This is a genomic window from Ensifer adhaerens, assembly GCF_001270265.1.
GTDB lineage: Bacteria > Pseudomonadota > Alphaproteobacteria > Rhizobiales > Rhizobiaceae > Ensifer > Ensifer adhaerens_B.
In genome coordinates this window covers 299,025-317,412 of the sequence record NZ_LGAP01000001.1, presented here as the reverse complement: position 1 = coordinate 317,412, position 18,388 = coordinate 299,025, and the positions used below count along the sequence as shown (strand labels likewise).

The window sequence follows — 18,388 nt, the reverse complement described above, 5'->3', positions numbered from 1 at the left end:
CGGCCGCGATTTGTAGTTTCGCGCCAACCTTGCCCGTGGCCCGCAACCGGTTGTCCACGGCTTTCAATTTCATAAAGGCAGGACGACCATGGCAAAAGCCACCACCATCAAGATCAAGTTGCTGTCGACAGCCGACACGGGTTTCTTCTACGTCACGACCAAGAACAGCCGTACGATGACGGACAAGATGACCAAGACCAAGTATGACCCGGTCGCCAAGAAGCACGTCGAATTCAAGGAAACCAAGATCAAGTAAGATCTGACGTTTCGTGGGATCAGGGGGCGCCAACCGCAAGGTTTGGCGCCCCTTTCCGTTGATGCGCCATGAAGCGGCCGAAGCCAATTCGGCGGCCCCGCCCCCTTTTCATGCCTCCCGCGACCGTGCATGCGCACAGGCACGAATCAAAAAGCGCCGCCCCTTCCGGAACAGCGCTTTGAATGGGGGTCGGCTGGCTTCTAACCGCGGCACGAGGATTCCGCAGGTGTCAAAAGCCAACCGACCGACCCCACGACCCAGGAGATGCGGCGGACCTGAGCATCATGGGGTAACCGAAATTGGTGGAGACTATCTCCCCGTGTTTATCAGCATCACCTGAAAATAGAAAAAAATCAACGAATTCTTAATGCGCGAAGCGGTGTTGCTCGGCGCATGGTTAATTCTGTATCGTCCTAGGACATGGAAACGCATGGCCATCGCGGCCACCAAACCCCTCGGTAGCATCGACGCGGCGAAGAATACAACTTTAAGGGCATGTCGCAAGAGAGGGCCTGGATTTTCGTCAAACCGCCAGCGGATGACGTAGCCCAGATCCTCCCGTCAGGCCGCAGCCGCCACCACTCTGTTGCGGCCTTCGTTCTTCGCCTGATAGAGCGCCATATCTGCGCGCTTCAACAGAGCTTCCGCCGTGTCGCCTTCCAGCTTCATGCCGGCAATGCCCATCGACGCGGTGATGACCAGCGCGCCATCCGCATGCGGTATGGAAAACGGCTGACTCTCGATGATGTGGCGCAGCCGTTCAGCAACGGCGGCGGCCATCTCCGGCGGCGTGTCGGGCATGACCACGACGAACTCTTCGCCGCCGAAGCGGCAGGCAAGATCGGCACCGCGCACGGTCGAGCGGATGCGGCTGGCAAACTCGCGCAGCACCTCGTCGCCGACGTCATGGCCGTAGGTGTCGTTAACGTGTTTGAACCGGTCGATATCGGTCATACAGATCGACAACGGGCGTCCGCGCGCTGCGGCGCGATCCATCAGCAGCTTCAGGTGATTGTCGAGGTAGCGGCGATTGTGCAGCCCTGTGAGGCCATCTGTGACCGCCAGCTCGATCGTCTGCTGCACGCTCTTCCTCAGCATGTCGTTGCAGTGCTTACGCCTGATCTGCGTCAACGAGCGGGCAACAAGCTCATTGGGATCAACCGGCCGGATGATGTAGTCGGTAACGCCAAGGTCGAGCGCACGCACGATCATCTCATCGTTGCCCTGCTCGGTAATCAGCAGGATCGGAATGAAGCGCGTGCGCTCCAGCGACCGCAGCTGCGAGCAAAGCCGCAAGGGATCGTAGTCGTCGAAATTGGCGTTGACGATGACGAGATCGAAATTGTTCTCGGCCGCTTCGAACAGCGCCGCCTGCGGGTCGGAGATAACAGAGACATCGGCAATCGGCTTGAGCGTCCGCTGCAGCCGCTCCTGGGAGGAGCCGCGGCCATCGACCAGAAGGATGTTGCCCGGCTCGTCCGGACGATCCTGGCGGGCCAGTTCCTGAAGTCCGATGGTCTGGGCCGTCTGGGCACGCAGCCGCAACTCGTCGCTGACATTCTTCAGGCGCACGAGGCTTTTCACCCGCGACATCAACTGCAGATCGTTGACCGGCTTCGTCAGGAAATCGTCGGCGCCGGCCTTCAATCCACGAACCCGGTCGGAAGGCTGGTCAAGTGCAGTCACCATGACCACCGGAATATGTGCGGTGCGGGGATTGGCCTTCAGCCGCTCGCAGACCTCGAAGCCGTCGATGCCGGGCATCATGATGTCGAGCAACACCAGGTCGACCGGCGTCGTCTCACAGAGCGACAGGGCCGTATGACCATCGCCCGCAGTCAGCACATCGAAATACTCGGCCAGCAGGCGCGCTTCGAGAAGCTTAACGTTGGCAGGCACGTCATCGACAACAAGAATGCGCGCAGTCATATCAATTTTCCCGCCGTTCAGGCATCGCCAAGGTAGGTTTTGATCGTCTCAATGAACTTTGGCACAGAAATCGGTTTTGAAACATAGGCTTCGCATCCACCCTGGCGGATACGTTCCTCGTCGCCCTTCATCGCGAAAGCGGTCACCGCGATGACCGGGATCACGTGCAATTCATCGTCTTCCTTCAGCCACTTCGTGACCTCGAGCCCGGAAACCTCCGGCAGCTGAATGTCCATCAAAATCAGATCGGGACGATACTTGCGCGCCAATTCGAGCGCCTCCATACCGTTGCGCGTCTGGATCGTTGCGTAGCCGGAAGCCTCAATCAGGTCTCGGAAGAGCTTCATGTTCAGCTCGTTATCCTCAACAATCATTACCTGTTTGGGCATGTCGATCCCTTGCTGTCCGTCGTCTTCTTGCAAGTCTTCTCAAGACATCTAAGTTGCAAAGCCAACGACTCGACCCATTTCCTCGAGTTCAACGATAATCCTATTTGGTTGAAAAATAGGTAATTCCGGGCGTAAAAACAGTAGGAGGCCAAGACATTGAAGAGCGCCGACGAAATCGCCATCGACATTCTTTCCTGGCTTGCCGGCGAGCCGGACCTGCTGTCCCGATTTCTGGCGCTGACGGGGACGGATCCGTCCTCCCTGCGCAATGCGATCGGCGAGCCGGGCTTCATGGGCGGGCTCGTCGCCTTTCTCATGGACCACGAACCGACGCTGATCGCTTTCTGCGAGGCGACGGGGACGGCCCCCCGGGATGTCGTGCGCGCGCACGAGAAGCTTTCCGGCGCCGCCGACCTGCAGGACAGCTGAACTTGAGCAATACTGTCCTTAACGATGAAATCCGCCTCAGCAACCGTCCGCTGATCGTCAGCGACATCGACGAAGTCGTGCTCGAATTCCTGGATCCCTTCCGGGCCTTTCTCGAAAGCCGCGACCATGTCCTCCTGCCGCGCTCGTTCCGGCTGACCGGCAACATCATCCATCGCGCGACGGAACAGCCGGCGACCGAGGCCGACGTCAAAGACATGCTCGATGCTTTCTACGCCGCGCAGGATCGCTGGCAGACGCCGGCTGTCGGCGTTGTCGAGGCTCTTCACGAACTGTCCGCTCTGGCAGACATCGTCTTCCTGACGGCCATGCCGCCGCGGCATGCGGCCGCGCGTCGCGCTCTGCTCGACCGGCTCGATCTTCCCTATCCGCTGCTCGCCTCCGAGGACCCCAAAGGCCCAATCGTTCAACGCCTGCATGCCGGACGGGCACTTCCCGTTGTTTTCATCGACGACATCGCGCGCAACCTGCAATCGGTGCAGGCGCACGCGCCGTCCTGCCTGCTGATCAACCTGATGGCGAACGCCGAGTTTCGCGCGCTCGCGCCTGCGCCGGATGGATGTGTTCACATTGCCGCCGACTGGACCGATGCCGCCAGCGCCATTCGCGCGCATTTCCAACGGTAGCGCCGTCCGATCCGACGAGGCGAGATCCGCGCGACGTCGCTCAAAATCCGACCTGCGGCTTGGCGTCGGCAATCTGACGTGCAAGGCAATTTCCAACGCAGCCTCCCTTGAGACTCGCCAGCGTAGAGCGTAAAGTCGCGATGTTCAACATTTGTTCCAGATATGCTCGACAGTGGTTCTCAAACTCCAGGCTTCTGCCGTGATTGCCTCAGGGAACAGACCGCGACGGCGCGACGCTGCCTTGGCTGCGGCAGTCCGCGTCTCCTGCGTCATGCCGAGCTTTACGATCTGACCCTCGCCCATATCGATTGCGACGCGTTTTATGCTTCCGTCGAGAAGCGGGACAATCCGGAGCTTGCCGACAAGCCGGTGATTATCGGCGGCGGCAAGCGCGGCGTCGTTTCGACAGCATGCTACGTCGCCCGCATCCACGGCGTGCGCTCGGCCATGCCGATGTTCAAGGCGCTCGAAGCCTGCCCGCAAGCGGTCGTCATCAAGCCCGATATGGAAAAATACGTTCGCGTCGGCCGCGAGGTTCGCGCGCTGATGCAGGAGTTGACACCGCTGGTGCAGCCGCTCTCGATCGACGAAGCTTTCCTGGAACTGAACGGCACCCAGCGGCTGCACCACGATCCCCCTGCCCGCACGCTCGCCCGCTTTGCCCGCCGCATCGAACAGGAGATCGGCATCACCGTCTCCGTCGGGCTTTCCTACTGCAAGTTCCTCGCCAAGGTTGCATCGGACCTGCAGAAGCCTCGCGGCTTCTCGGTGATCGGCCAGGCCGAAGCGCTCGAATTCCTTAGAGAACGACCGGTGACCTTGATCTGGGGTGTCGGTAAAGCGTTCGCCGCCACGCTGGAGCGCGACGGCATTCGCACGATCGGCCAGCTTCAGACGATGGAGGAAGCCGACCTGATGCGCCGCTACGGCACCATGGGCCAGAGGCTCTACCGCCTGTCGCGTGGTCTTGATGAGAGGACCGTCGAGATTGACGGCGAGGCGAAAAGCGTGTCGTCCGAGACGACGTTCAACGACGATCTCGCCCGCTACGACGATCTCGTCACACATCTGCGCCGGCGGAGCGAACAGGTCGCGCACCGCCTGCGCAAACCCGAACTCGCCGGCCAGACCGGCGTTCTCAAACTAAAGACTGCCGCCTTCAAGATCAGGACCCGCAACCGCCGTCTCGATAGCCCGACCCGGCTCGCCGATCGCATCTTCCGCACCGGACTCCAGCTTCTCGAAAAGGAAGTCGACGGCACGAAGTACCGGCTGATCGGCATCGGCGTCAGCGATCTTTCCAGCCCCGATCTCGCCGACCCGCCGGATCTTGTCGACCCAGCCGCGACCCGCCGCGCTGCCGCCGAAGACGCCATCAACAAGCTGCGTGACAAGTTCGGCAAGGCAAGCGTCGAAACCGGCTACACCTTCGGCAGCCGCAAGCGCGATCAATAGTGCGTTATCGGCGGCACCTTGACGTTTCGCCCATCGGGTCCGGACGAATTCTTTAAAGATTACAGCCTAAGCTCGTCGGCCAGTTTACGTGTTGGGATGAGTGTATGGTATCGCGTTTCGCTCTCACGGCCAGCGTCGTCGTCTTCTTGTTTTCGCCTTCGGCCGGCTTTGCCGGAAGCGGCGCACCGCTGCAGATCATCGTTTCCAAGAACCAGCAATCGCTCGTCGTCTATGATGGCGATGCTGTGATCGCGACCTCGGCGGTCTCTACCGGCAAGGCCGGCCACTCGACACCGACGGGCATCTTCTCGATCCTGGAGAAACGCCGTCACCACAAATCCAACATTTATTCGAACGCGCCGATGCCCTTCATGCAGCGGCTGACCTGGTCGGGCATCGCGCTGCATGGCTCCAATCACGTGCCGGCCTATCCCGCTTCGCACGGCTGCGTGCGCCTGCCGAGCAAGTTTGCCGCCAGCCTGTTCAAGATGACGTCGCGCGGCATGCATGTCCTGATTACGGACCGGCAGGTCAGCCCCACCGAGGTGTCAAGCGCCATGCTCTTTCAGCGCGAGCCGGCACCAGGCGAAAACCCTGCGCCGCTGTCGGATGTGCCCCTGCGCCCGGCGATCAGCCAGGCCGAGAATATGCCGGTCGAAGTGGCGATGACCGAGGCATCCACCGCGACGTCAGCCATTGCTGCAGAAGATCGCGAGCCGATCCGCTTGCTGATTACCAGACGCGGCGAGCGCGATATCAGGCGTGCGGTCCAGTCGGCGCTGAACGAGCTCGGCTATGTCGCCGGCGTGCCGGACGGCCACATCGGCCCGGACACAGTCGCCGCCATCAGCGCGTTCCAGACCGCCGAGGGATCGCCCGTCGACGGCAAGCTGACGCCGGAACTGACCGAAGCCATCTTCAAGAAGGCGGGGCGTGACACTCCGCCAAATGGCGTGATCCTCGTTCGCCAGGGTTTCAAGCCGATTTTCGAGGCAGGCATCACAATCGACAGCCCAGAGCAGGCGCTCGGCACACATTTCCTGCAATTTCAGGAGACTGACGGCGGAAAAACCGATGGCAAATGGTACGGCGTTTCGCTCGAAAACCATCTGCCGTCAGCGACGAAAAAGCGCCTCGGCATCACCATTGATGCCGACCCGTCCGCCTTCAACGCCGTGCAGCGAACGCTTGGTCGCCTGACAGTATCCGATGATGTCCGCAAACGGATCGGCGAACTGCTCGCCGACGGCTCGTCGCTGTCTATTTCCGATATGGAAAGCGGCCTTGAAACCGGCGACGGTACCGATTTCATCACTGTCACCCGCGCATCACCTCGGGGCTAACGCCCCGCTTAACCGATACGACACGCAAAACAATGCTGCGATCGCGGCTAACGTGCCGTACCGTCCGTGAAGCGACGTTTGTTCAAGCAATCATGTAAGCGCGGTCAGACGAGCTCGACGTCGACCACACCCGGGGCCGAGCGAAGTGCTGCTGCGATCTCCGGCGAAATCCGAAACTTCTCGCTGAGTTCGACCTCGATCTCGCGCTGCCCGTTGTCCTTGATGACGATGAAGGAAACGAGGCCCTCGCCCCTGGCGTTCAAATGGGCGGCGATGGACTTCAGCGGTCCTGAATCGCGCACATAGACGCGCAATGCCTTCTGCATCTGCAGCGATTCTTCCTCGAGCGAGCGCAGGGTCTGGATGCGAAGGCCGATGCCTTCCGGCCGTTCCTCCGCCTGTACGGTCATCACCAGCGATTTACCGGGCTCGAGCAGGTCGCGGTACTGGTGCAGCATTTCAGAGAACAGCACGGCCTCGAACTGGCCGGATGAATCCGAGAAGGCGATGATGCCCATCTTGTTGCCGGTCCGGGTCTTGCGCTCCTGCTTGGAGGTAACGGTGCCGGCGAGCCGTCCGGCCGTTGCCCCCTTCTTCACCGCACCGGCAAAATCGCCGAAGGTCTGGACGCGCATCTTGGCAAGCAGAGGATTATAGGTGTCGAGCGGATGGGCCGAGAGATAAAAGCCCAGAACCTGGAATTCGCGATGCAGCTTTTCCGAGGCGAGCCAAGGCGTGTAGGTGGGAAGCGCGATCCGTTCCGGTCCGGTGGCCGCCCCTGCGCCGAACATATCGCTCTGTCCGCTCGTCTTGTTTTCCTGCGCGCGCTGGGCAAAGCCCAGGATGCGATCGAGACCGCCGACCAGCTCGGCCCGATCGTAACCGAAGCAATCGAAGGCGCCGGCGGCGATCAGGCTTTCGAACACACGCCGGTTGAGCAGCTTCGGGTCGATCCTCAGGCAAAAATCCTCAAGGCTCGCGAACTCGCGGTCGCCGCGAACGGCAACGATGTGCTCGACCGCCGATTCGCCGACGCCCTTGATGGCCGCCAATGAATAATAGATGCGCTTGTCGCCGGTCTGGAAATGCCGGAAGGAAGACTGGACCGACGGGGCAATCACCTGGATGCCGAGGCGCCCAGCATCTTGACGGAAGTCGTTGACCTTCTCCGTGTTGGCCATGTCGAGTGTCATCGACGCCGCCAGGAACTCGACCGGATAGTGGGCCTTCATATAGGCCGTCTGGTAGGAAACGATGGCGTAGGCAGCAGCGTGCGACTTGTTGAAGCCGTAGTTGGCGAACTTGGCAAGAAGATCGAAGATCAGGTCGGCCTGCGGCTTCGACACCTCGTTCTTGACCGCGCCGTCGACGAAGCGGGCGCGCTGCTTGTCCATCTCCTCCTTGATCTTCTTACCCATGGCGCGGCGCAGAAGGTCGGCTTCGCCGAGCGAATAGCCCGACAGAACCTGGGCGATCTGCATCACCTGTTCCTGGTAGACGATAACGCCCTGGGTTTCCTTGAGCAGATGGTCGATCTTGGGATGGATCGATTCGATCTCTTCTTCGCCGTGCTTGCGGGCGTTGTAGACCGGGATGTTCTCCATCGGGCCCGGGCGATAGAGCGCCACCAGAGCGATGATGTCCTCGATGCAGTCGGGCCGCATGCCGATCAGCGCCTTGCGCATGCCGGCACTTTCCACCTGGAACACGCCGACCGTTTCGCCGCGCGACAGCATCTCGTAGGTCTTCTCGTCGTCGAGCGGAATGCTGGCGAGATCGACCTCGATGCCGCGCGCCTTGACGAAATCGACGGCCACCTTCAGCACTGTCAGCGTCTTCAGGCCGAGGAAGTCGAACTTCACGAGGCCAGCCTGCTCGACCCACTTCATGTTGAACTGGGTGACCGGCATGTCGGAGCGCGGATCTCGATACATCGGCACCAGCTTCGACAGCGGCCGATCACCGATCACGATGCCGGCGGCGTGGGTCGAGGCGTGGCGATAAAGGCCTTCGATCTTCTGGGCAATGTCGAGAAGACGGGCGACGACCGGTTCCTTTTCCGCCTCCTCCTGCAGACGCGGCTCTTCCTCGATCGCCTTCGACAGCGGCGTCGGGTTGGCCGGGTTGTTGGGCACGAGCTTGCAGATCTTGTCGACCTGGCCGTAGGGCATTTCGAGCACACGGCCGACATCGCGCAGCGCTGCGCGCGCCTGGAGCGAACCGAAGGTGATGATCTGCGCGACTTGCTCGCGGCCGTACTTCGCCTGGACGTAGCGAATGACTTCTTCGCGCCGATCCTGGCAGAAGTCGATGTCGAAGTCGGGCATCGACACGCGTTCAGGATTGAGGAAGCGTTCGAACAGCAGCGAGAACCGCATCGGATCGACGTCGGTGATCGTCAGCGCATAGGCGACGAGCGAGCCCGCGCCGGAACCGCGGCCCGGGCCGACGGGAATGTCGTGCTGCTTGGCCCATTTGATGAAGTCGGCAACGATCAGGAAGTAGCCGGGGAACTTCATGCGCTCGATGACGCTGAGTTCGAACGCTAACCGTTCGCGGTACTCTTCCTCGGTATAGCCGGGCGCCATGCCGAGCTTGCGCAAGCGGTCGTCGAGCCCCTCTTCCGCCTGTCGGCGCAACTCGCTGGACTCGGCGCGCTCGGCCTCCTCCGGATCGTCGGAGGCGCCGGTGAACCGCGGCAGAATGGGCCCGCGCGTCTTCAGCATGAACGAGCACCGTCGCGCGATCTCGATGGTGTTTTCGAGCGCTTCGGGCAGATCGGCGAAAAGCGCCGCCATCTCCTTCCGGCTCTTGAGGTAATGATCCGGCGTCAAGCGGAAGCGGCTGTCGTCGGAAACCATGGCGTTATGCGCAACCGCCATCAACGCGTCGTGCGCGTCGTAGTCGGATGGCGAGGGAAAGAACGCCTCGTTGGTCGCCACCAGCGGCACATCGAACTTGTACGCCAGATCGATCATCCGGCTTTCGTGTCGGCGGTCGAAGTTGCCGTGCCGCTGCAATTCGATATAGAGCCGATCGCCGAAGAGATCCTTCAGGGCCTCCAGACGCGCCTCGGCCAGGGCCGTCGAGCCGGATTTCACCGCCATATCGATCGGGCCGCCGCCGGCACCCGAAAGTGCGATCAACCCATCGGTACCAGCCTCTGCAAGCCACGAACGCGTAATCCGCGTGACCTGGCTGCCTTCCCCACCGAGATAGGCGCGGCTCACCAGATCGACCAATCGCGTATAGCCGTCGTCCGTCGCTGCGATCAGGACGATGGCTGGCAGCTTGGCAAGCTGCTGGGCGTGGCCGCGACGATCGCCGTCGGCCTCGTCTTCCATGTCGATCGACAGTTGACAACCGGTCAGCGGCTGCAGGCCGTCTTCGGCCGCCTTCTGGGAAAATTCGAGGGCTGCGAAAAGATTGTTGGTGTCGGCGATGCCGATCGCCGGCTGGGCGTCGGCCACGGCCTTGCCGATCACCTTCTTCAGAGGCAACGCCCCTTCGAGCAGCGAAAAAGCCGAGTGAACACGCAGATGCACGAACTGCGGGTTCGCAGCCGTCTGATCGTTCCGTTCCACGCTGCCTTGATCCGCCATTTCTACACCCTGATTCCTGTCAGGGTGTCAGGATATCCCGCTTATCACCCGCCATGTCCAGTTTTGCATCGTGGGCCGGCGTTCTTTTCAACGGTGCGGTGCCGGGATGGTATCGAGCGACCCCGCATCGGGATCGCGCCTCTTCGAAAATATGCCCTCAGATCAAAGCCCGAGAGCGATGAAGGCAACGCTGGCGACGAACAGGCCCATCGATGTGAAGGCGGCGAGGTCACGAACAAAATCAGTCATAACATGGCTCCTTTTCCGTTATGTTTTTACTTTGTTCTATTTTTGTTCACGCGTCAACCGCTGTCGGACACAGCGCCCGCTTTCCACCGCGCATGGTTAACTGCGTCGACAATGACCGCTCGAGACCATTAACCGAAACCTTGAGTGCTCCGCCCATCGCGCCTATGACTAGAGCAACCACACGGAGCAACAGCGACATGCATGCACGCCTAACCCTGCCCCTCGTCTTCCTGCTTCCTTCCCTCGCCTTTGCCGCCGAGGCGATCGACCCCGGCCGCATCGTTTCGGCCGCGACCGGCGACTGGAACAAAGACGGCGCAAGCGATCTGGCGCTGCTGGTGAAACCTGGCGACGGGACGGACGAGGACAATGCCGTCTACATCTACCTCGCCGGCGAAGACGGCCCGCTAGCGGTCAAGTCAGCCATTCCGAACAAGGTCTGGGGCCAATACGGCCTTGTCGGCCAGGCCCCGTCTATCACCGCGCTCCCGAATGGCTCGCTGCTGATTACCACCCACAACGATTCGGTCGGCCGCGACCGCTGGGAACAGAAGCTGACCGTCGCCTATCGCAATTTCGACTTTGTCGTCGCCGGCTACACCTACTCGTCCTACGACACGCTCGATCCCAACAACACCTCGCAATGCGATCTGAATGTCCTGACCGGTAAGGGCAAATCGAACGACAAGCCCGTCAGCGTCAAAGGCGAACTTGTGCTTCTCAAGGATTGGACCGACGACCGCGGCCAGCACGCCTGCGGCATCTACTAATTGAGTCTCTTGTTCCCTTTTTGTTCTTTACATCGATGCGATGTCGCGGCATGCTGCCGGGGAACAAACAGGGTGTTCTCATGGCCAGCATCGAGCAACTCAAAGACTTCATCGTGGAAGCCAAATCGAAGACGTATGTCGGCGGTGGTAGAGCGCGTGCTCCTTCGCGCGTGGGATCGCGCGATATCGGCTATGAGCGCGGTCAGTGGCGGTATCTCGACAGTTATTTCGGTGGAACCGATTTCGCCGGGCAGGAGACCGTCTGGCTCGAGGACGATACCCGTTGGGCCATGAATTACTTCGGCCGCGTTATCCGACCCGACCTGATCGATGCGGAACGCGCCGGCATCGTCATCAAGGCCGCGCTCGAGACCATGTATCGGGAGAAGCAGCACTTCCTCGGCGGAATGGAATATCGGCACGCCTATGGCTATTACATCGACAGCAGCCGTGGCGACACAGGGCACTTTTCCGGACGTGAGGTTATTTTTGTCGACGGCGACGAGGCCTACGAACTCGACTATCGCGGCGGTCTCATCGTACCCTGAGCCAAGAGGTCTCGCGTCGCATCGATATCGCCCGGCTCCATCGGCGACGGGCGTTGTCACGAGCGTTACTTCAGTTCGACGACCTTGCCATCTTCGATCGTCACCCGCCGGTCCATCAGCGATGCCAGCTCGTGGTTGTGCGTGGCGATCAGGGCTGCGAGCCCCGACTGGCGGGCCAGTGCTTCAAGCGCCTCGAAGACGTAGCCTGCTGTTTCCGGATCGAGGTTACCGGTCGGTTCATCGGCCAACAACACCAGTGGTGCATTGGCAACGGCGCGGGCGATAGCCACCCGCTGCTGTTCTCCGCCCGATAGCTCCGACGGGCGATGGTCGGCTCGGTGGCCGATGCGCATGTAATCGAGCAGTGCCCTCGCCCGCTCTGCGGCCTCAGCCTTGCCGAGACCGGCGATCAACTGCGGCATCATGATGTTTTCGAGAGCGGTGAACTCCGGAAGCAGATGATGGAACTGGTAGACAAAGCCGATCTCGTTGCGACGGATCGCGGTGCGCCTGTCGTCATTGAGACCTTCGCAGGTCACGCCGTTGACCACGACCTTTCCGGCATCCGGGCGCTCGAGCAAGCCCGCGACATGCAGAAGCGTCGACTTGCCAGTGCCGGACGGCGCCACAAGCGCAACGGTCTCGCCGCTTTTCAGCGTGAAGTCCGCACCCTTGAGGATCGAGAGAAAGGTGTCCCCCTGCCCGTAATTACGCTCGATGCCCGAAAGCTGCAGTGCCACGCGCGCATTCATTCAGATGTTGTCCTTGTCATTCGTACCGCAGGGCCTGCACGGGATCGAGACGCGAGGCGCGCCATGCCGGAAAGATCGTGGCAAGGAACGACAGGCTGAGGGCCATGACGATGACGAGGATCGTCTCGTCGGCGTTCATGTCCGCCGGCAGCTGGCTCAGGAAATAGAGTTCGGGGCTGAACAGCGTCGTACCTGATATCCAGGAGAAGAACTGGCGAATGGACTCGATGTTCAGGCAAACGACGACACCGAGCAGCACGCCGGCAACGGTTCCCGCCACGCCGATCGCGGCCCCGGTCATGAAGAAGATGCGCATGACCGATCCGGAGGTCGCGCCCATGGTGCGAAGGATGGCGATGTCGCTGCCCTTGTCCTTCACCAGCATGATCAGCCCGGAGATGATATTCAGCGCCGCGACCAGAACGATCAGCGTCAAGATCATGAACATCACGTTGCGCTCGACTTCGAGCGCGGAAAAGAACGTCTTGTTGCGGTCGCGCCAGTCGGTGATGAAGATCTGCCGTTCCGCGGCGTCCTCGACCGGTTTGCGCAGCTCGTCGACCATATCAGGGTGTTCGACGAAGATCTCGATTTGCTGCGCCAAACCTTCCGCATTGAAGAAGAGCTGCGATTCCTCGAGCGGCATGAAGATGATGGACGCGTCGTATTCCGACATGCCGATCTCGAAGATTGCCGAGACCGTATAGGCCTTGACCCGTGGGTTCATGCCCATGGGCGTCACGTCGCCGTTCGGCGATGTCAGCGTGATGGTGCCGCCCACCTGGATGCCGAGCTGCTCGGCCATGCGTGAGCCGATCGCCACGCCGCTGCCGGAGGCGAAGCCGACGAGATCGCCGGATTGAATATGGTCGGAGACCGACTTCATCTTGCCGAGGTCGTCGGCGCGGATGCCGCGCACGAGAGCGCCGGTCGAGGCATCGCCAACGCCCTGCGCCAGGACCTGTCCCTCAACCAGCGGGATCGCCATGGTCACGCCCTTCACGCCGGAAAAGCGCGTGGCGAGATCAGCGTAGTTGTTGAGCGGACCGTCGATCGGTTGCACGATCATATGGCCGTTGATGCCGAGAATGCGCGAGATCAGTTCGGTGCGAAAACCGTTCATCACCGCCATGACGATGATCAGCGTCGCGACGCCGAGCATGATGCCCACGAAGGAGAAGCCGGCGATCACCGAAATGAAGGCCTCCTTGCGCCGCGAACGCAGATAACGCCAGGCGACCATGCGCTCAAAGGCGGAAAAGGGGCGGCTGGCGGACTTTGCAGACTGGCCAGCAGCCTGCACCTGATCTTCCGTCACGGCGGTCATCCTGCCTCCCCTTGCCTCACTTACTTCGTCGCGATCAGCTTGTTGAGGGCCGCCTCGACAGTCATGGTCTCGCGCTCACCGGTCTTGCGATCCTTGAGCTCGACTTCGCCGTTGGCGATCGAACGTGGCCCGACGATGATCTGGACCGGCACACCGATGAGATCGGCGGACGCGAACTTGGCGCCGGCGCGGTCGTCCGTATCGTCGAGCAGTGCGTCGAATCCCGCCGTGCCCAGCTTCGAATAGAGCGTCTCGCAGGCTGCGTCGCAAGCTGCGTCGCCGGTTTTCATGTTGATGATCACGCCATCGAACGGCGAGATCGACTTCGGCCAGATGATGCCGTTGTCGTCATGCGACGCCTCGATGATCGCCGGGACCAGCCGCGTCGGGCCGATGCCGTAGGAGCCCATATGGACCGTATGTTCCTTGCCGTCCGGGCCGAGAACCTTCGCGCCCATTGCCTCGGAATACTTGGTACCGAAGTAGAAGATATGGCCGACTTCGATGCCGCGAGCCGAAAGACGATCGCCTTCTGCAACTTCGTTGAAGGCAGCCTCGTCGTGCATTTCGGAGGTGGCGGCGTAGCGCGACGTCCACTTGTCAAAGATCGTCTTCAGACCCGCGACATCGTCGAAATTGGTGTCTTCGCCGGGAATGTCGAAACCGAGGAAGTCCTTGTGGCAGAAGACTTCGGATTCGCCGGTTTCGGCAAGAATGATGAATTCATGGCTGAGATTGCCGCCGATCGGGCCGGTGTCGGCACGCATCGGAATGGCGCGCAGCCCCATGCGCGAGAAGGTGCGCAGGTAGGCGGCGAACATCTTGTTATAGGCGTGCTCGGCGCCTTCTCGGTCGAGATCGAAGGAGTAGGCATCCTTCATCAGGAACTCGCGCGAGCGCATGGTGCCGAAGCGCGGACGGATCTCGTCGCGAAACTTCAGCTGGATATGATAGAGATTAAGCGGCAGATCACGATAGGACTTCACGTAGGAACGGAAGACGTCCGTGATCATTTCCTCATTGGTCGGACCGTAAAGCATCGGCCGATCCTGGCGATCCTTGATGCGCAGCATTTCCTTGCCATAAGCATCATAACGACCGCTTTCCTGCCAGAGTTCTGCGGATTGCAGCGTCGGCATCAGCAGCTCGATGGCGCCGGAGCGGTTCTGCTCTTCGCGAACGATCGCATTGACCTTGTCGAGAACCCGCTTTCCAAGCGGCAGCCAGGTATAGATCCCCGAGGACTGCTGCCGGATCATGCCCGTCCGGAGCATAAGGCGGTGGGAAACGATTTCCGCTTCCTTCGGATTTTCCTTCAAGATGGGCATGAAAAAGCGGGACAGGCGCATGACGGGTTCCAGAACTTGATGAACGTCGCACTATCGACGGATTCGGGCGAAATGACGTTGAGCTCAGGCACGCCGGTCTCACCGAAAACTGGCAAAGGCGACCATTGCTTCTTGGGGTCGGCTCTCAAATTTCCGCCACCGACAAATCGGCGGGAACCTTTCCGAGCCCTGCGTTCATAGCCGCTTCGCGCCCGGATGAAAACCCTGCTTGCGGCGGGAACAGCACAGAGCGGATCGAGAGATTCGGAGGAGAAACCGCGGGCCGAAACCTGCGTCAAAAGAGCACGCTAGTAACAGGATTGCGACGATGCTTGTCAACGGAGAAATTTTATCCAACTGTAGCAAAAATGCAAAAAAATAGAGTGACATCGCCCAATGTTTGGGCTAATTTCGGCTCACAAAACAGGCAAGAAGTCTAAATTCTTGCCGACTTTCGCGGTCAAGTCTTGGGAGGATAAGATCTTAGGCGCGCTTCGTCGCTGCCGCCGGAAACGGATTAAAGATCACGCGATACTTGAAAAACAAGGCTTTTAGCCTTGTTTTTTTTTGCCTTTCGCCGACCTATGCGCCGCGAAGCACCCAAAGATTCTGGAACTGTGTCAATTTCTGGGCGGTCAATCGTAAGATTGCCCTGGTTTCACACCAGCAGCCGCTAACGTCCCGCATGAAGGGCCATCGTCACAAAAAGTCGGACATACATAACTGGGGATTTTGTTCGCCGGCGTGTTTCTTCGCCCAATATCATCAGCGCTTGGCAAGCAAATGCCTCGCCGCAACCTTCGCAATCTCAATAGAACTTCGGATAGAAGCGCGGAATGCTGTCGATGCCGTAGCCGAGCCGCACCGATACAATGTACCAGGCGAGCTGGATGACCGCCGCGATCGCCGTCGTCAGCAGGATGACGCGCTTGGCACGGAAGCGCGCCGGCGCACTTTCGACGGTGCCAGGCACAACCTCGTTTTCCTCCGCCTGCGTGCGCACGCCGAGCGGCAGAACGGCAAACAGCGTCAGCCACCAGATAATGAAATAGATGGCAAAGGTGGAAAAAAGCGGCATTTCAGGCTCCCAATGAGGACCTTTTCCGAAGTGGCCCCTGGCCATCGACGGAACGATCCTCGCGACATTCTGGCCCGCTTATAACGCCACGGGCGCGATCACACAAATCCGCATCGCGCGATCAACTGTCACACCTGTTCAAGCTCGATCAACGTACCTTGAAAATCCTTCGGGTGCAGAAAGAGCACCGGCTTGCCGTGGGCGCCGATCTTCGGCTCGCCGTCGCCGAGAACGCGTGCACCGGACGCCTTCAAGGTGTCACGGGCTGCGACGATGTCCTCGACCTCGTAGCAGATGTGATGCATGCCGCCGGAGGGATTCCTGGCAAGAAACGCTGCAATCGGCGAGGTGTCGCCGAGTGGCTCCAGTAGTTCGACCTTGGTGTTGGGAAGCGTAACGAAAACCACGGTAACACCGTGCTCGGGCAAGACCTGCGGCTCGGTAACGGAAGCGCCGAGTGTCACCCGGTAACTCTCCGCCGCGGATGCCAGATTCGGTACGGCAATTGCCACATGGTTCACACGTCCGAGCATCGCGATCCTCCAACCTTCCTGCCGATTTCATGCCCCCGGACGTCTACAACGCCGGGGGCATGAAGGAAATCAGACTTTGGTGACGAACACGGTCACCACAGGCTTCTTGCCCCAGATCTGGTTTACGGTGCTGCGCACGGCGCGGCGCACCGCCTCCTGCAGCATGGCCAGATCCTTGCGTTTGGCGCGCGGAATGCTCTCCACCGCGCCGAGCACGGCGTCGTAGAGCGTGTCTTCCATGTCCTCGCCCTCGTCGTCGAACTCAGGCAAGCCGATGGCAACGAGGTCCGGATCGCCGAGGAAGTCGTAGCGATTGTCGAGCACGACGTTGACGGAGACATGCCCGGCAAAGGAGAGCTTGCGCCGCTCGCCGATACCCATCTCCTCGAAGTCGCCGATCAGCGAGCCATCCTTGTAGATGCGGCCATGCGGCGCCGTGTCGATGACCTCCGCCGGCCCCGGCGCCAGCCGCAGCATCTGGCCGTTGCGAAGACGCGGGACGCTGGCGATACCCGACTGCAGGCCAAGCTCGGCATGCGCCGTCAGGTGCGCCGCTTCACCATGCACCGGAACGAGGATCTGCGGACGGACCCATTGGTACATCTGCTGCAGTTCGCTGCGCCGCGGGTGCCCTGACACATGTACCAGCGCTTCACCGTCGGTGATGATGTGAATGCCCTGTTCGATCAGGCCGTTCTTGATGTCGTTGATCGCCTTCTCGTTGCCGGGAATGGTGCGCGACGAAAAGACGACCGTGTCGCCGGCGGAGAAGGCGACGTTGCGCATCTCGTCGCGGGCGATCTTGGCAAGCGCTGCGCGCGGCTCGCCCTGGCTGCCGGTGAGGATCACGACGACCTTGTCGCGCGGCACATAGCCGAATTCGTCTTCGGCGAGGAAGGGCTTGATGCCTTCCATCAGGCCGAGGTCGCGGGCGACGGCCACGACGCGCTTCATCGAGCTGCCGAGAAGCAGCACGTCCCTGCCCGCCTCATCGGCAGCCTCCGCGATCGATCGGATACGCCCGACATTCGAGGAGAAGGTGGTGATCGCCACGCGACCTTCAGCCTTGGATATGATCTCAGTCAGGCTCGCGGAAACCTCCTGCTCCGACGGCGAGACGCCGTCGCGCAGGGCATTGGTCGAATCGCAGACAAGCGCCAGCACGCCTTCGTCGCCGATCTTGCGGAAGCGCTGCTCGTCGGTCAGCGGCCCGAGCGACGGCTGAAGATCGATCTTCCAGTCGCCGGTGTGCACGACCGCGCCAAGCGGCGTGCGGATGATCAGCGACATCGGCTCGGGGATCGAGTGGTTGACGCCGACCGCTTCGATTTCGAACGGGCCGACATTGATGCGATCACCCTGTTTGAAGATCGTCACCGGAATTTCGCCGCGGCTCTTTTCGAAGTCGCGCTTGGCCTCCAGCATGCCCGCCGTAAACGGCGAGGCGTAAACCGGCACGTTCAGCCCCGGCCAAAGATCGTTGAGGCCACCGTAGTGGTCCTCGTGGGCATGGGTGATGATGATGCCCTTGAGATTGCGGCGCTCTTCCGCCAGGAAGCTGATATCGGCCAGAACCAGATCCACCCCGGGAAGTTCGGGCCCCGGGAAGGTGACTCCGCAATCGACCATTATCCACTGTCGCTGACCGGGTTTGCCGTAGCCATAGAGGCCAAGGTTCATCCCGATTTCGCCGACGCCGCCGAGCGGCAAGAACACCAGTTCTTCTTCTTGCGCCATGTTTTGATGCGCCCTTGTT

The 18,388-nt window shown here is 60.8% G+C and carries 16 protein-coding genes; 7 read left to right on the top strand and 9 right to left on the bottom strand.

The annotated features are described in order from the left end of the window. The first annotated feature begins 88 nt into the window (after positions 1 to 88). The gene (gene rpmG, locus AC244_RS01465) at positions 89 to 256 is read left to right on the top strand and encodes a 50S ribosomal protein L33 (protein WP_003547442.1); all 168 of its coding nucleotides are present in this window, start codon (positions 89 to 91) and stop codon (positions 254 to 256) included. A gap of 561 nt (positions 257 to 817) precedes the next feature. Here the strand turns inward: rpmG and AC244_RS01460 are convergent. Further along, positions 818 to 2,185, bottom strand: a complete 1,368-nt coding sequence (locus AC244_RS01460; RefSeq protein ID WP_053247064.1) for a PleD family two-component system response regulator — start codon at positions 2,183 to 2,185, stop codon at positions 818 to 820. A gap of 17 nt (positions 2,186 to 2,202) precedes the next feature. Next, on the bottom strand, positions 2,203 to 2,574 hold the full coding sequence (locus AC244_RS01455) for a response regulator (protein ID WP_025426610.1): 372 nt from the start codon (positions 2,572 to 2,574) through the stop codon (positions 2,203 to 2,205). 156 nt (positions 2,575 to 2,730) lie between these two features. On the opposite strand from AC244_RS01455, the gene AC244_RS01450 reads away from it, so the two are divergent. The 4 genes from AC244_RS01450 (at position 2,731) to AC244_RS01435 (ending at position 6,445) form a co-directional block, all read left to right on the top strand. After that, complete coding sequence (locus tag AC244_RS01450; RefSeq protein WP_053247063.1) at positions 2,731 to 3,003, top strand: DUF3572 domain-containing protein; 273 nt, start codon at positions 2,731 to 2,733, stop codon at positions 3,001 to 3,003. A 2-nt stretch (positions 3,004 to 3,005) separates the two neighbouring features. Next, positions 3,006 to 3,647, top strand: a complete 642-nt coding sequence (locus tag AC244_RS01445) for a hypothetical protein (protein WP_053247062.1) — start codon at positions 3,006 to 3,008, stop codon at positions 3,645 to 3,647. Between the two features lie 162 nt (positions 3,648 to 3,809). After that, positions 3,810 to 5,102, top strand: coding sequence for a DNA polymerase IV (locus AC244_RS01440; RefSeq protein ID WP_053247061.1), 1,293 nt, complete (start codon positions 3,810 to 3,812; stop codon positions 5,100 to 5,102). A gap of 104 nt (positions 5,103 to 5,206) precedes the next feature. Continuing rightward, positions 5,207 to 6,445, top strand: coding sequence for a L,D-transpeptidase family protein (locus AC244_RS01435; RefSeq protein WP_053247060.1), 1,239 nt, complete (start codon positions 5,207 to 5,209; stop codon positions 6,443 to 6,445). Positions 6,446 to 6,549: 104 nt separating this feature from the next. Here AC244_RS01435 and dnaE read toward each other — a convergent pair whose 3' ends face one another. Beyond that, positions 6,550 to 10,047, bottom strand: coding sequence for a DNA polymerase III subunit alpha (gene dnaE / locus AC244_RS01430; protein ID WP_053247059.1), 3,498 nt, complete (start codon positions 10,045 to 10,047; stop codon positions 6,550 to 6,552). 446 nt (positions 10,048 to 10,493) lie between these two features. Here dnaE and AC244_RS01425 point away from each other — a divergent pair, with 446 nt between their 5' ends. Both AC244_RS01425 and AC244_RS01420 read left to right on the top strand, forming a co-directional pair. Further along, a complete protein-coding gene (locus AC244_RS01425; protein ID WP_053247058.1) occupies positions 10,494 to 11,066 on the top strand; it encodes a hypothetical protein in 573 nt (190 codons plus the stop codon). An 80-nt stretch (positions 11,067 to 11,146) separates the two neighbouring features. Further along, positions 11,147 to 11,614 carry a DUF5680 domain-containing protein gene (locus AC244_RS01420; protein ID WP_053247057.1) on the top strand — a complete coding sequence of 156 codons (468 nt, stop codon included), beginning with the start codon at positions 11,147 to 11,149 and terminating at the stop codon, positions 11,612 to 11,614. Between the two features lie 65 nt (positions 11,615 to 11,679). On the opposite strand, the gene AC244_RS01415 is transcribed toward AC244_RS01420, so the two are convergent. The 6 genes from AC244_RS01415 to AC244_RS01390 all read right to left on the bottom strand — a co-directional run bounded on the left by AC244_RS01415 (position 11,680) and on the right by AC244_RS01390 (position 18,369). Further along, positions 11,680 to 12,366 carry an ABC transporter ATP-binding protein gene (locus AC244_RS01415; protein ID WP_053247056.1) on the bottom strand — a complete coding sequence of 229 codons (687 nt, stop codon included), beginning with the start codon at positions 12,364 to 12,366 and terminating at the stop codon, positions 11,680 to 11,682. 16 nt (positions 12,367 to 12,382) lie between these two features. Beyond that, on the bottom strand, positions 12,383 to 13,693 hold the full coding sequence (locus AC244_RS01410; RefSeq protein ID WP_053247055.1) for a lipoprotein-releasing ABC transporter permease subunit: 1,311 nt from the start codon (positions 13,691 to 13,693) through the stop codon (positions 12,383 to 12,385). Between the two features lie 20 nt (positions 13,694 to 13,713). Continuing rightward, positions 13,714 to 15,042 (bottom strand): proline--tRNA ligase, encoded by a 1,329-nt coding sequence (gene proS, locus AC244_RS01405; protein WP_053247054.1) that lies wholly within the window; start codon positions 15,040 to 15,042, stop codon positions 13,714 to 13,716. 787 nt (positions 15,043 to 15,829) lie between these two features. Continuing rightward, on the bottom strand, positions 15,830 to 16,099 hold the full coding sequence (locus AC244_RS01400; protein WP_025426599.1) for a DUF1467 family protein: 270 nt from the start codon (positions 16,097 to 16,099) through the stop codon (positions 15,830 to 15,832). 128 nt (positions 16,100 to 16,227) lie between these two features. Continuing rightward, entirely contained in the window at positions 16,228 to 16,632 is a 405-nt protein-coding gene (gene mce, locus AC244_RS01395) for a methylmalonyl-CoA epimerase (protein ID WP_053247053.1), read from the bottom strand. Between the two features lie 69 nt (positions 16,633 to 16,701). Then, positions 16,702 to 18,369 (bottom strand): ribonuclease J, encoded by a 1,668-nt coding sequence (locus AC244_RS01390; protein ID WP_053247052.1) that lies wholly within the window; start codon positions 18,367 to 18,369, stop codon positions 16,702 to 16,704. Between the last annotated feature and the right edge of the window lie 19 nt (positions 18,370 to 18,388).

Excerpts from the sequence above, each read along its gene's own strand:
- rpmG (WP_003547442.1), top strand. The coding sequence starts at position 89 with ATGGCAAAAGCCACCACCATCAAGATCAAGTTGCTGTCGACAGCCGAC.
- AC244_RS01460 (WP_053247064.1), bottom strand. The coding sequence starts at position 2,185 with ATGACTGCGCGCATTCTTGTTGTCGATGACGTGCCTGCCAACGTTAAG.
- AC244_RS01455 (WP_025426610.1), bottom strand. The coding sequence starts at position 2,574 with ATGCCCAAACAGGTAATGATTGTTGAGGATAACGAGCTGAACATGAAG.
- AC244_RS01440 (WP_053247061.1), top strand. The coding sequence starts at position 3,810 with ATGCTCGACAGTGGTTCTCAAACTCCAGGCTTCTGCCGTGATTGCCTC.
- AC244_RS01435 (WP_053247060.1), top strand. The coding sequence starts at position 5,207 with ATGGTATCGCGTTTCGCTCTCACGGCCAGCGTCGTCGTCTTCTTGTTT.
- dnaE (WP_053247059.1), bottom strand. The coding sequence starts at position 10,047 with ATGGCGGATCAAGGCAGCGTGGAACGGAACGATCAGACGGCTGCGAAC.
- AC244_RS01425 (WP_053247058.1), top strand. The coding sequence starts at position 10,494 with ATGCATGCACGCCTAACCCTGCCCCTCGTCTTCCTGCTTCCTTCCCTC.
- AC244_RS01420 (WP_053247057.1), top strand. The coding sequence starts at position 11,147 with ATGGCCAGCATCGAGCAACTCAAAGACTTCATCGTGGAAGCCAAATCG.
- AC244_RS01415 (WP_053247056.1), bottom strand. The coding sequence starts at position 12,366 with ATGAATGCGCGCGTGGCACTGCAGCTTTCGGGCATCGAGCGTAATTAC.
- AC244_RS01410 (WP_053247055.1), bottom strand. The coding sequence starts at position 13,693 with ATGACCGCCGTGACGGAAGATCAGGTGCAGGCTGCTGGCCAGTCTGCA.
- proS (WP_053247054.1), bottom strand. The coding sequence starts at position 15,042 with ATGCGCCTGTCCCGCTTTTTCATGCCCATCTTGAAGGAAAATCCGAAG.
- AC244_RS01400 (WP_025426599.1), bottom strand. The coding sequence starts at position 16,099 with ATGCCGCTTTTTTCCACCTTTGCCATCTATTTCATTATCTGGTGGCTG.
- mce (WP_053247053.1), bottom strand. The coding sequence starts at position 16,632 with ATGCTCGGACGTGTGAACCATGTGGCAATTGCCGTACCGAATCTGGCA.
- AC244_RS01390 (WP_053247052.1), bottom strand. The coding sequence starts at position 18,369 with ATGGCGCAAGAAGAAGAACTGGTGTTCTTGCCGCTCGGCGGCGTCGGC.